The organism is Clostridia bacterium (assembly GCA_017394805.1).
Taxonomy (GTDB): Bacteria; Bacillota; Clostridia; order Christensenellales; family CAG-1252; genus RUG14300.
The window spans coordinates 1-12,593 of sequence record JAFPXC010000023.1 but is presented as its reverse complement, the minus strand read 5'-3'; the positions used below and the strand labels follow the sequence as shown (position 1 = coordinate 12,593).

14 protein-coding genes and 1 riboswitch are annotated in these 12,593 nt (G+C 56.8%); of the genes, 5 read left to right on the top strand and 9 right to left on the bottom strand.

Translation table 11 applies throughout. From position 1 onward, the window contains the following. Positions 1 to 2: 2 nt before the first annotated feature. From II896_05825 to thiT, 7 genes are all read right to left on the bottom strand, one after another. Positions 3 to 980, bottom strand: a complete 978-nt coding sequence (locus II896_05825; protein ID MBQ4444150.1) for a PhoH family protein — start codon at positions 978 to 980, stop codon at positions 3 to 5. Continuing rightward, the gene (locus II896_05820) at positions 977 to 2,098 is read right to left on the bottom strand and encodes a sporulation protein YqfD (protein ID MBQ4444149.1); all 1,122 of its coding nucleotides are present in this window, start codon (positions 2,096 to 2,098) and stop codon (positions 977 to 979) included. Before II896_05820 ends, II896_05825 begins: the two co-directional genes overlap by 4 nt. Beyond that, positions 2,091 to 2,333 carry a YabP/YqfC family sporulation protein gene (locus II896_05815; GenBank protein MBQ4444148.1) on the bottom strand — a complete coding sequence of 81 codons (243 nt, stop codon included), beginning with the start codon at positions 2,331 to 2,333 and terminating at the stop codon, positions 2,091 to 2,093. Before II896_05815 ends, II896_05820 begins: the two co-directional genes overlap by 8 nt. Positions 2,334 to 2,411: 78 nt before the next feature. Further along, positions 2,412 to 2,729: a hypothetical protein gene (locus II896_05810; protein MBQ4444147.1), complete on the bottom strand. Its 318-nt coding sequence runs from the start codon at positions 2,727 to 2,729 to the stop codon at positions 2,412 to 2,414. After that, positions 2,726 to 4,249: a Ppx/GppA family phosphatase gene (locus II896_05805; protein MBQ4444146.1), complete on the bottom strand. Its 1,524-nt coding sequence runs from the start codon at positions 4,247 to 4,249 to the stop codon at positions 2,726 to 2,728. The genes II896_05810 and II896_05805 overlap by 4 nt, the downstream gene beginning before the upstream one ends. 217 nt (positions 4,250 to 4,466) lie before the next feature. Continuing rightward, complete coding sequence (locus II896_05800) at positions 4,467 to 5,330, bottom strand: DegV family protein (GenBank protein MBQ4444145.1); 864 nt, start codon at positions 5,328 to 5,330, stop codon at positions 4,467 to 4,469. A 68-nt stretch (positions 5,331 to 5,398) separates the two neighbouring features. Continuing rightward, the gene (thiT, locus tag II896_05795; protein MBQ4444144.1) at positions 5,399 to 6,640 is read right to left on the bottom strand and encodes an energy-coupled thiamine transporter ThiT; all 1,242 of its coding nucleotides are present in this window, start codon (positions 6,638 to 6,640) and stop codon (positions 5,399 to 5,401) included. Positions 6,641 to 6,687: 47 nt separating this feature from the next. Next, positions 6,688 to 6,777, bottom strand: a riboswitch (TPP riboswitch). 500 nt (positions 6,778 to 7,277) lie between these two features. Here thiT and II896_05790 point away from each other — a divergent pair. Together II896_05790 and II896_05785 are read left to right on the top strand one after the other, a co-directional pair. Further along, positions 7,278 to 7,544, top strand: a complete 267-nt coding sequence (locus II896_05790) for a hypothetical protein (GenBank protein ID MBQ4444143.1) — start codon at positions 7,278 to 7,280, stop codon at positions 7,542 to 7,544. 1 nt (position 7,545) lies between these two features. Beyond that, the gene (locus II896_05785) at positions 7,546 to 7,815 is read left to right on the top strand and encodes a hypothetical protein (protein ID MBQ4444142.1); all 270 of its coding nucleotides are present in this window, start codon (positions 7,546 to 7,548) and stop codon (positions 7,813 to 7,815) included. A gap of 368 nt (positions 7,816 to 8,183) precedes the next feature. On the opposite strand, the gene II896_05780 is transcribed toward II896_05785, so the two are convergent. Then, positions 8,184 to 8,666, bottom strand: coding sequence for a type II secretion system protein (locus II896_05780; GenBank protein MBQ4444141.1), 483 nt, complete (start codon positions 8,664 to 8,666; stop codon positions 8,184 to 8,186). 77 nt (positions 8,667 to 8,743) lie between these two features. Next, positions 8,744 to 9,760: a hypothetical protein gene (locus II896_05775; GenBank protein ID MBQ4444140.1), complete on the bottom strand. Its 1,017-nt coding sequence runs from the start codon at positions 9,758 to 9,760 to the stop codon at positions 8,744 to 8,746. Positions 9,761 to 9,828: 68 nt separating this feature from the next. Between II896_05775 and II896_05770 the strand changes: the two genes are divergently transcribed. From II896_05770 to II896_05760, 3 genes are all read left to right on the top strand, one after another. Further along, positions 9,829 to 10,869, top strand: a complete 1,041-nt coding sequence (locus tag II896_05770; GenBank protein ID MBQ4444139.1) for an ATP-binding cassette domain-containing protein — start codon at positions 9,829 to 9,831, stop codon at positions 10,867 to 10,869. Continuing rightward, positions 10,866 to 12,146: a hypothetical protein gene (locus II896_05765; protein ID MBQ4444138.1), complete on the top strand. Its 1,281-nt coding sequence runs from the start codon at positions 10,866 to 10,868 to the stop codon at positions 12,144 to 12,146. Before II896_05770 ends, II896_05765 begins: the two co-directional genes overlap by 4 nt. A gap of 145 nt (positions 12,147 to 12,291) precedes the next feature. Then, positions 12,292 to 12,593, top strand: a 302-nt coding sequence (locus tag II896_05760) for a toll/interleukin-1 receptor domain-containing protein (GenBank protein MBQ4444137.1), incomplete at its 3' end; no start/stop codon positions are given.

Below are 12,593 nucleotides of genomic sequence, written 5' to 3'. Positions count from 1 at the left end.
ACTCAGTCCTCTTCGTCCTTTTTGGTAGAAGTTTCTTCCCTATGGTAATTGTCGTAAGCGTCCACGATACGTTGCACGAGGTCGTGGCGCACCACGTCCCCCGAGTTGAGGCGGCATATCCCCACGCCCTCCACGTCTTTAAGGACGTCCAACGCGTCCAAAAGGCCGCTCTTTTGCCCGCGCGGCAGGTCTATCTGCGTCGCGTCGCCCGTCACGATGACGCGGCTACCCTCACCCATACGGGTGAGAAACATTTTCATCTGCTCCACGGTGGTATTCTGCGCCTCGTCCAAGATGATATACGAGTTGTTGAGCGTGCGCCCTCGCATATAGGCCAAGGGCGCCACCTCGATAATCCCCCTTTGGGCGTATTGCAAAAAGTTGTCCTGCCCCAACAGGTCGGCCAACGCGTCGTAGAGGGGGCGCAGATAGGGGTCCACCTTTTGTTGCATATCGCCGGGCAAAAAGCCCAATCGCTCGCCCGCTTCCACCGCGGGGCGCGTCAGGACGATGCGCTCCACCTCTTTGTTGCGGTAGGCGGACACCGCGCGCGCCACGGCGAGATAGGTCTTGCCCGTACCGGCGGGGCCAACGCAGATCACCAATTCGTTGCCGTCCACCAAGCGCATATAGCGGTGCTGACCCACCGTGCGGCACTTGACCGTCTTGCCGCGCGAAGTGACGGCGATGGTGCGGCGGGCGACGTACCAGTCCCCTTCCGCGCCTTCGCGGGCCAACGCGATCACGCCCATCACGTCGCGGGGTTTGATTTCCTCCCCCTCGCGCGCCATAGGCGCCAGCGCGTTCAACGCGCGCACGGCCACGTCCACGTCCGCCTCCTCGCCGCTTATCGAGAGCACGTCCCCCTTCGAGACGACGTCCACCGAGAGCTGCTTGGCAAAAAGACGCGCGTTGGTGTCGTATGCGCCCACGACGGCCATGGCCGTGGCTATATCCATCGGTAAATTGACAACTTTCATCCTTCATCTCCGTATATATCCACGCGTTGCTCGACTTCCGCATACGCGCGTACACGATATATACTGCCCATATTATCTATTATACACCATTCGCGCAAGATTTGCACGGATTTTTTAAGATGTGCGCGGATTTGTGCAAAACATTCTTCGATAATACGCTCTTTTTCGAGGGCAAACGGGCGAAATTCGGCCTGCTCGGTCGTTTCGTAATAGGTCACGCGCTCGATCTCTATGGGAAACCAAGCGCCGAGGACGAATTTTTCGACTTCCTCTTCGTATTGCGGATAGGGCGCGGCTTCCCGTTCGCCGAAGGTATGCCCAAAGGCGGTTATGCGGGTATGGCGCACCGCCTCGCCCGTGCGCGTTTTCTCAAAGGTGCGTTCGGCGTATTGGTACGTATAAGCGGGGTACGTATAGCCGTAGACCTCGCCCACGGCTTGGGTGGGCAAGGTGACGTCTCGGTCGGCGTCCACCAGATATTCGGGCGCTATCAGCACGTCCCCTTTTCGCACGCTATCCCCCGCCGCCACCATAGCGCGACCTCGCTCGACGACTATACGCGTCACTACGCAATCGCACGCGGCCACGATGGCGCCCGTATGGACGGCGGTCTCCCCATTGGGCAATTCTTCTTTGACTTCGACTTCCAGCCAAACCCCTTTGACGCGCACGGACGCGAGGGCCACGCCGTCTATGGCGGTCAGGCGGTTTTTGACGTCCGTCGTATCCACTTCGTTGCGGAAGCGCGGCGAGGCATAGCCCGCCTCCGCGAGCGCCGCGTACACCTTGGGCGCCAATTCGGGCGTACAGTCGACCTCGGTTTTCCACACCACGTTTAGCGCCACGCCCAAAGCGGCGCATACCACGAGGGCGGCTATCCACAAGGCGGGACGGCGCCAAAGCGAGCGCACCCACGCCCCCACACCCACCTCGCGGGCGGTGTACCCAAAACACGCGCCGCCCAAAGCGTCTTCGCAAAGGCGCACGTTCTCCCCCGCCGCCACAAAAGACAGTTTGCGGCCCTCGGCGCGGACGCCGGTAACGCGCACCCCTTTGCGACACAGACAATTCAGCACGCGGCCGTGGCATACCGTACACACCTCGAAGCGCTTACGCATCTATCCGCACCGCCTTTACGTCGCCCGTTATCCACACTTCGTCGCGGCTGACCGCCCGCACGGACAGCCCCTCGCCCTCGATGGTCACCGAGCCTTTTTTGCGGCGCACCTTGACGAGGGTAGGCGTATAAGTCAACAGGCCCTTATGCCCTTCCACCACCGCGTCCGTACCCCACACGTGTACGCCCGTGGATAAATCTTTGATAAAGTCGTGTAAATCCTCTTGCCAAGCCATACCATACAGTATGCGCTTGCGCCCCGCGGTATACAAAAAAGCCTTCGCTTGGCGGCGAAGGCTCTACTCTTTCATTCGTTACGCGTCGTCCGATTCCTCTTTTGCGGCCGCTCGTTCCTCTTCGTCGAGTCGGCGCAGCAATTCCTCGTCCTCGGCCTGTCTGCGCTTCATAAAGGTAATGAGGCTCATCACCATCATCACGACGGCCGCCGCGGACAACGAGATGGCCGAGATGACCATCACGAGGGAGCGGCGATAGTCGCCCAGCGTGCTCATACTGCTGCTGTAGCCCCTGCCGCCCGTATTGTCCAACGCATAGTTGACGATGATGATGGTCACACCCACTATTAGGCACGCGATGGCTATGACGAGGCTCGAACGGATCTTGCGCTTCATAGTATCTCCACGTTTTTGCCGTAGGCGCGTTTGAACTCGTTACGGCAGGACAAAGCGTCTTGGATCTCCAACGAGCAATCGCCCGTGGATTCGGTCTGCATGATCACGCTGTCGCCCAGCACGTCGCAGTTGATACCCGTCACCAGTCCGCTCATACTGCGGTCGAAACTCTCGGCGATTTTGAGGATGACGCCCATCTTGTACACGGCGGCGATATCCTCCTCGGTCAGCATACACTTATAGCGGTTGAACTCCTCGTCGGGCTCGCCCTTCTTGTGCGCCGAAGCGACGAAGGCCGCCATCACGATCTCCTTTTGCGAAATGCCGTAGATACTGCTGTTCAGTATGACGTAGGCGCTGTGTTTTGGGTGGTCGTAATACTTGATGGTAGCGCCCGAATCGTGCAGAATGGCGGCTACGCGCAGCACCTTGAAGTAGGCGCGGGGCAATTTATGTAGCACCTTCAGTTGTTTGAACAACTGCATACTCAGGTCGGCCACATGTTTGGCGTGCTCCTGATTTTCGTTGAAATAGACCACGAGGGTTTGCAGGCTATAGCCCAAAATGTCGTTGATGGGCTTCTCGTTGACCGAGGGCACGGCGTAGCGGAACATAGCGCCTTCGCGCAGACCGCAGCCCGACACCGTAATGGACTTGAAGCCGGCGCAATCCATCACCGCTTTCATTACGCTCAGGGCCGACGGGAAGATATCGGCGCGCCCCGAGGACAAGCCCTTTATCTTCATCGTGCGGTCGATGGGCAGCACCTTTATGGTGTCGTACACCCGCTCGAACTCCTCGCCGTCCAAAACGTAGTTATGCGCCTTTTCGAGAGGGTAGCGTTTGAGTTTGCGGCTGATCTTGCCGAGGTTGCGGAAACTGCCGCCCACGCCGATAAACCGCACTTCGGGGTCCACGTTGTTCAGCCATTCCACGTCTTCCAGACTCTCGCGGACGAACTCCTCTATCTTCTCGGCCTTTTCTTCGGGTTTCAATCCGCTGCCCTTAAAGAGGTCGGTCAAGGTCACCGTACCGAAAGGCAAGGTGGTCTGCGCCAAAATATTGCGGCGGTTGTAGTAGACGAATTGCGTGCTGCCGCCGCCCATATCCATGATGATACCCTTGGGTATATCCATACTGTTGATGACGCCCGTATAGGTGTACAGTCCTTCTTCTTCGCTGGTCAGCACCTTCAGTTTGATACCGCAAGTTACGCTGACTTCTTCCAAAAAACTCTTTTGATTCTTGGCGCGACGGACGGCCGCCGTAGCGTACGCCAATATTTTCTCGATACCGTTACTGTCGCAGAAGCGACGAAACATCAACAGGGTTTTCTTGGTCTGCTCGATACGGCTGGGGCGCAAGAAACCGTCAATATCCATATCCTGTCCCAAGCGGACAGTCTCTTTCAACTCGTCGAATACCACAAAAAAACCGCCTTCGTACACGTTTACCAGCACCAGTCTCGCCGTATTGGAACCCAAATCGATGATTGCGATTTTTTCTACTTTTTCACTCATGTCTATCTCCTCTTGATGAAGCCGCGATGGGCAAGTTGCATAAAGAATATAAGCCCCGTTTATAGGCCTATATCCTCAGCTTATGATGTATTTTAGCACAACGCGCGCGCATAGACAAGTTTTTGTCAAATTTCTTAATTGAAACTTATCCATTTTTTAGTCATTTCTCAACAAAACACTCCCTCAAAGAGGGGGCGCATTGCACGGTATATTCGTTTCAGCGATGCTTGGCGTAGAAGATAATGCCCACGGTGCCCGGCCCGCAATGGGTGCCGATGACGGGGCCGACGGGATAGTGCCAAATCTCGGTCTTGGGATACTCCGCGCGGACGCTTTCTTCCAACTTAGCGGCAAACGCGGGGTTATCGGCGTCCACTATGCAGATGGGATATTCGTCCAAGCGATCGCCCGCTTCGCGCAAGGTGTCCATGAGTGTTGCCAACGCTTTCTTCTCTCCTTTGGCCTTGGCGAACACTTCCAAGGTACCCTCGTCCGTGACGTGCAGAATGGGTTTGATACCCATAATGGTACCGAGCACGGCCGAAGCGGCGGACAAACGACCGCCGCGGTGCAGATGATGCAGGTCGTCCACCATAAATTCGGTGCAGACGTGTTTGGTGAATTCCGAGAGGAACTCGACGGTCTCCTCCACCGTGTGCCCCGCTTTGAGGTACTTCACGCCGAAATACACCTGATAGCCCGCGCCCACCGAGATGCTCAACGTATCGAAGCGCGTAAACTTCACGCCGGGATATTTGGCGTTCAACTCCTTGAGGGCGGCCTCCAAGTGCTCAAAAGTGCCCGAAAGCCGATGGGAAAAACTGATATAGAAAATCTCTTCGCCTTTGGCGAAGAAAGGCTCGAATATCTCCACGTATTGTTGGGGATTCAAAGCCGACGTGACGGGCATACTGCCCGCGCGCATCTTATCGTAAAACGCCTTAAAATCGGTATTGCGACCGAAGTCGTAAAAGGTCTCCTCGTCGTCGATGGTATAGGGCATACCGATGACGTGGACGCCCAATTCGTCCGCTTGGGTGTACCACAGTTCACAATCCGTATCGAAAAAAACAGCGCTCATAATGTTCTCCTTTTGGTTGGTAGTCCCATTGTATCACAACCGCCGACCATAGTCAACCGATTGCGCTATCATTCGCCGTCCGCAATGGGTGCGCCCTCTTCTTTCTCGGCGCTCTCCTCTTCTTTGGCGGTCTCTTGGGCTACCTCTTCTTGGGCGACGGTTTCCTCCTTGGGAACGTAAGCGGCGGTGGCTCCTTCCGCCTTTTCCTCCGCCTTGGGCGCGGGGACTTTGCGCGGCGTACCCTCGAACACCAATCTGCGCACGCCCTTGTTGGCGAACAACAGCGCGCCCGCCGCTATGGCGATAGCGCCGTCCACCAGGCAGAACGTGTTGTACAAGAAGCCCCAGGCCACCGCGCCGTACCCTTCCATCGCGTAGGACGAAAAGGCGAAGATACCGCTAATGACGTGGGAAACGTAGCGTAGTAGCACGCACGTAACGCCGCCCACGAGGAAGGACGCGAAGTCGTTGACCTTGACGTTACGCAAGTCTTTCAGCCATCCGCACAGGCCGAGCATGGCAAAGGCCAAGGGGTAATCCAGCAAAAACTGCGCGGGGTGAATGATCCACGGGTCTTGCACGGCCTGCAACAAGCCGTACACCAAGCCCGCCACGATACCCTTGCGCGTACCGAAGCGATAACTGTACACGAGCAACGGCAAAATACTCGTCAGGGTGATAGAACCGCCCTGCGGCATTTTGAAAAAGGTGACGTAACTCAACGCGAACGACAGCGCCACCGACACGCCCGCGAAGACGATGGAGTGCGTCTCCTCTTCCTTGTCCGTCTTGCGCCCGCAGAAGACGGCGAACGTGACGAGGGCGACCACCAAAACGACCGCGCCGATGGCCAAGGCCACCGTGCTGACGTTGGCGTAATACCCCGACGGGTCGATGACCTCTACGTAGTAGCGGCTCAACACGACGATGGCGGCCACGAGGCCCGCCAATATACCCGCGGCCCACACGAACCCGACCACGCGGGCGGCGCTGCGCTTGACCAACCAAACGATTAGCAGCGCCAATAGCCCCGCGATTGTCCACAACAAGGTGGCCGCGATGGGATAGAAGAGTTGCGGGATAAAGTTGCCCTCGGCGACCATCTCGCGGCAGGTCAGCACCAACGCATACACGCCCGTCACGACGGCGAACACGACGACGAAGCCGAACCATGTCCTAAGGAACGCGCGAAACTTCTCCCGCCGCTTGACGAACACGGCGATGCCCAAAGCGAGGCTCAACGCGCCGAAGATGATGCCGAACCACATACAAATTGTTTTAAGGTTGCTCCAATTCAAACTGAAATCCATATTTGTCTCCTTTTGGCAAGGGCAACAAAAAACCGCCGCATACAAATACGGCAGCCTTTGCATATTCCTTACGCGAGTATTAACTCCACAAGTTCAAAGGGTATTATCTCAGACTACCGTCACCCCTAATGCCCTTACATTATACCGCTAATGTCCAAGCCAAGTCAAGCGATTTGCACGCCCAAAACAATTTGCCCTCTCGCCGACAGGCTCTATCTGCCACAACTTGCGCCCCGCGCAAACTTCACTCAAGGCTGTGCCTCGAACTTCACTCGCAAAGCGAACTTCACTTTCGCGTAGCGAAAACTTCACCTACGCCTTTGCCGTCCCCGCACACCCAGCAACCTTTCCGCAACGCAACGAAGTTGCAATTCACGTTCACACACGTCATCCCGAGGCAGGCGGTCTATTGCCCGGAGCGCAGCGATGGCGCAAGGGATCCCCCTGTTAGAGGCACTAACGTCTTCTTCATTGCCCCTATCTATTCCCTACCACAACTTGCGCCCCGCGCAAACTTCACTCAAGGCTATGCCTTGAACTTCACTCGCAAAGCGAACTTCACTTTCGCGTAGCGAAAACTTCACCTACGCCTTTGCCGTCCCCGCACACCCAGCAACCTTTCCGCATATATACAAGTATGGAAGTCAATTCGGAAGCCTTAGCGGCGGCCCTCAAAATGGCGGGGCAAAACACGCAGGACTTGGACAAGACCTTGCGCGTCATCAAAACGGTGGAGAGTATCCGTAGGGATGGGCCGACGCCCACCGCCCTATTGGCGCTTTTGGCGCAATACGACCCGCGGTACGCCGCCATGGCCGCCCTTATGCGCGCTTTGGGCACGGCCAACGCCGAGCCTACGCAAGGCGCAAAGCCCGACGATTCAGTGCAATACAACCATTTTTGATATGAAATCTTTTCGAGAACAACGCGAGGACAAACGAAACAACGCCGCGCCCCAAGGCGCACCCGCCGACGCGGCCAAATCCGTCGAGGACTTAGCCAAAATGAACGAGGGAGACCTCACGTCTCTTTTGATGCAAGAAGCCGCCCGCGCCAAGGCCGACGGCACCCTGAACGCGGATACGTTACGGGCTTTTTACGACCAAATGGCGCCCATGCTCACCCCCGAGCAACGCGACAAAATGAAAGCGCTTCTTTCTATGATCGCCCCCTGACCCATCTACCCGCGCCCGACGAACGCCGCACCCTCCGCCATCGCGCCACGGGTGCTTTTCCAACGCCCACACAGCCTACGCGCTTCGCCACGCAGGCACTTTTTCAACGTCCCACCTACGCACTTTGCAAAGCACTTCCCCAATGCCCCGCCTACGCATTTTGCAAGGCACTTTTTGATTCCCCCGCCTACGCATTCGCCACGCAGACACTTCCCCAATGCCCCCTACGAGCAACGATAAGTGGTGCTATACTTTCCCCATTCGAGATACTTTCACCACACGGAACGCCGCAAAAATGCGCACGAAAAAGGGCAGTACCAAACTGCCCTTTTGTCTTTCAAACGATTTAGTGCTCTATATCTCGGTTATCAGGAGTAAGCGGTGATGGAACCGACAGTGCACAAGCCGGTCTCACCGTTCAAGGTAACGGTGACCTTTTTCTTGCCGGTGTAGATGAGGAACGAGGAAGTGGTCTTCAACCAACCCGCGGAGGGTTTGGCGGGGACTTGCAGATAAGGCGCGTCGCCCTCGGGCGTTTTCAACGTACCGGTATAGATGTTGGCGTTATCCACGCCGAAACCGGACAACACTTTCTTGAGATTTTTCACGACGTTGGCGGCGTCCATCGTGTTGGACAACCATCCCGCGTCGCCTTCACCGGCGATAGCCAACTGCAACTGCTTGGACACCTCGGATGCCGCGGTCTGCACTTGGTTCTTGTTGGCGTTGTCACGCACGCCGACGACGGCACCCGCGACGGCACCGGCCAAAATGGCCATAATGGCGATAACGACGACCAATTCGACCAACGAGAACGCCAATTTATTTTTGAAAATCTTTCTTAATTTCATAATTTACCTCCAAAAACTTGCGTTTTGCTTCCTATATTATATCTTATTATGCCGCCTATGTCAATAGGGTTTTTTCGCTAATATTCCCCCTTTTTTCCGAGTTTTTGCCCAAAGCACCCCGCGCTTCGTCGCCAAACGGGCCTTTTACCCCCGCGCACGCGACCTTTCGTCAACGCGTACACGGCGATCGCGGTATAGACGACCACCACCGCCACGCCCAGCCACCCCAGGACGGGATAGACGTAGCGCACCAAGGTGGCGAAAGGGATCACCGCCACCAACAGGGCAACCAGTAAGGCCAACAGCGCCGCCACCGACTGCGGCATCCGCTCGCACCACACGGTCAGCGCCACCCGCATACCGCCCGCGATGGACGTCAGCACGGACAGCAAGATCACGCCCGTGGCCAAAGCCGACAGTCCCATCGCGTCCGCCGCGTCCGCGAAAGGCAATTCGGAGGGCGACGCGCCCACCACCCCGTGCATCGCGCAAAGCAACAGCCCCATACACACGGCGATGCCCACGCCCGCCATGAGAATGGCGCGGGGGCGCATACCCTCCCCTTCCCTGCGCAAGAGTTCCCCCTCAAAGAGCAGATTCATTCCCGCATAGTTGGCGGCGGACAGGGGCAAAAACGCCGTACCCACGGCCACCGAGGGCGCGCGAAAGGCCACGACGGCCACCAACAACAGCAAAATGGGCACCGCCGCCACGTTGGCCGCGTGGAAAACCTTGTCCGTCAAGCAAATCAACACGCCCACCAAGGCAATGACGAGCGCCGTCCAAGCGCTCGACAGCAGGGCCTTGCCCGCCGCCACCATCACGCCGCAACTCACCACGGCCAGCACCGAAAGCCCCACTTCGTAGACTTTGAACAACTTGCCCCGCCTCTCCCCGCCTTTGGCACCCACGTAGAGAAACGCCATCGAGAACAGCGCGATCAACACGGCGGCCAAAATCAACGTCGCCCACGACGCCTCGCCGAAATATTGGCTCATCTCCCGCCCCGTGGCGTAGCCTGCACCCACCAAGGTAGCCACCAGCACGCCCGTAGCGCGAGCGGCGCGACAAATATCCTCCCAAAACGGTTTCATACTATAATATACGCCCCCAGCCTCGGGGTATGCTTGACTTTTCCAAAGGATAGTTATATGATATCTATATGGAATTGACCGTCAACCACCTGCATCTATCCTTTTTCGGGCACGCGGAGTGCCTGCACGACGTCTCCCTCACCTTTGGCGAAGGCGTCGGCGTTTTGTACGGCGAAGCGGGCGGCGGCAAGACGGCTCTTCTCAAATGTATCGCGGGCATCAATCGATACGACGGCGAGATCCTATTGGACGGCCACCCCCTCGACGCAGGCAAAGGCGGCGACGTGGGCATGGTCTTCGACGATCTCGCGCTGTTCAATCGGCGCAGTCTATGGTACAACCTGACCTACCCCTTGCGCATTCGCAAGGTGCCCAAACCCGAGTGGGCGGGCATTCTAGCGCCCCTTCTCAAGCAATGGGGATTAGAGAAGACCTTTCTCGACAACCCGACCTACCGCGCCGACGAGGCCGTCAAAGTTCGCTTGGCGTTGGCCCGCGCCGCCTTGTTCCCGCGCAAAGTGTTGCTTATCGACAATCCCTTGGCGCGTCTCAGGCAAGACGACAGACGGGCGATCTTTTGGACGCTATCCCGCTTCTTGCGCGACTATCGCGGCGTAGTGCTCTACGCGACGGACAGCATAGACGAGGTGATGAGTCTGGGCGAAAAAGTCGCCGTATTGTCCAACGGCTACCTGTTGGCTCACGACCTGCCCGCCACGCTCAAGCGCACCAAACCCTCGGTGTACGTCGCCACCCAAACCAACCCTTTTTGGCGTGCGGTCGAAGGCGTGGCCAAAGACGGTGCCGTGCACACGGAAGGAGGCGTCGTGGTAGCGAATTACCCCCCCACCTACGAGGGCAAACGCGTCCTCGCGGGCATATCGCCCTCCATGTATCGCCTCACGGACGGCGACGAATACGCGGTGCGCAACGTGCTGTGGACGGAGGGCAAATGGTACAGCGTTTTGGAAAGCGCGGACCGCAACGTGGTCGTCGAAGGACGGCTCGACGTAGGGCAAAAAACCTCGGCCGTATTGGAAGGCCGAGCGCCCGTATATGACGCCTCGAGCGAGTGGCGCGTCGACGGCGACGAAGGAGAAGAAGTATGAAAAAAGTCTCGTTGGGAATACTGTGCATTATATTGGTCTTAATCGTAGCGGCAGGCGCCGTCGGTTGCCGTCAAGAAGAACGCACCATCGACAAAATGGATATGTTGCAGACGGCTTTGGGGCTTATCGAAGCCAACTACATCGGCGAATTGGACGTAGACGACCTCGACTTCGTGGCCGCCGAGGCCGTTTTGGACAGCCTCGACAACTACACCTATCTGACGGACACTTTGTACGCGCAGACCTCGGACAGCAGTATCGGCATCGTCATGACGACCACCCAATACAACGAACACCTCATCAAAGACGTCGTAAAGGGCTTCCCCGCGGACGCCACCTTCTCGGACGGCTTCCACTTGCAGCGCGGTGACGAGATATACGCCATCGCCAACAGCACCATTACGGACGAGGACGGCAACCCCGTCTTCAATCGCGTGCGCGGCCTATCGAAAAGCGCGATGTCCAAGTACACCACGGGCGAAGAAGGCACCGTGCTCACTCTGCGCATCGTGCGCGCGGGCGTACAGGTAGGCGACTACGCCTACACCAAGCAAAAAGGCTACGTGCCCAAGGCACAATTCACGGCGGACGTCTTCGGCGACGGCACGAACGTGGGCTATATCTCCCTCAAAAACTTTACCAAGGCGCAGTTGCCGGACGGCACGGTCAAATCGGCCGCGGACGACTTCAAGGCGTGCATGACCGCATTCCAAGAGACCGCCCAAACCAAACTCATCCTCGACCTGAGGGGCAACGGCGGCGGCAGCACGGACGACCTCGCCATCATCGCCTCCTACTTCGTGCCCCTCGGCAACGACGGCACCACCGAAATACTCGAATTGCAGTACAAAAAGAGCAAAAAGGTGGTGAGCGTCACCGTCAAAGAGGACAACTATATCCCCAACCTGCCCCTCGTCATTCTGTGCGACGGCGACACGGCCTCTGCGGCCGAAGCCCTCATCGGCGCCTGCCGCGCCTACAACAAGGCCAACACCACCGTAATCGGTCAATCCACCTTCGGCAAGGGCGTCTTCCAAAAGACCGAACCCATCTACGACGAAAACGTGTCGGGCAAGCGAACGGGCATACTCGACCAGTACTACGTGGTGATGGTCAACGGCTACTACTACATCGTCGATCCCTCGGCGGAGGGCGGCCGCTACAACATTCACGAGAAGCCCCTCTCCCCCGACTTGGCGGTAAAACCCAACGAAATCTTGGGCGCATTGACGGACGACGCTGAGATGCAAAAAGCGAAGCAAGTATTGTCAAGATAAGCAACAATATTTTCAACACAAATATACCGCAAAGATAAACCATGCATGTGAATCATTGTCCATAGATTCTTTTTTTCGATATTGACAAATGTATTTGCAATATGATACTATTTTTTTATAAACAAAAGCAAGGAGAAATTACCCCATGAAAGCAAGAGTATTTATTTCGTATTCAACCAAAGACCGCGCTTTTGCGGATTTAATGCTGAATTATATCGAAAACGAATTAAAAATCCCGTGTTGGATAGCCTATCGTGATTTAATCGGTGGAATGAATTATGCGGAAGGAATCGAAATGGCCATAAAAGACGTCGATTGCATTTTGTTGCTGTATTCGGAAAACTCGAATGAATCCGAACACGTAAAGAACGAATTGGAATTAGCCGTTTCGAACAACAAAATTGTTATCCCGTGCAAATTGGACAGCTTCGCGCCCAGTGGGCAATT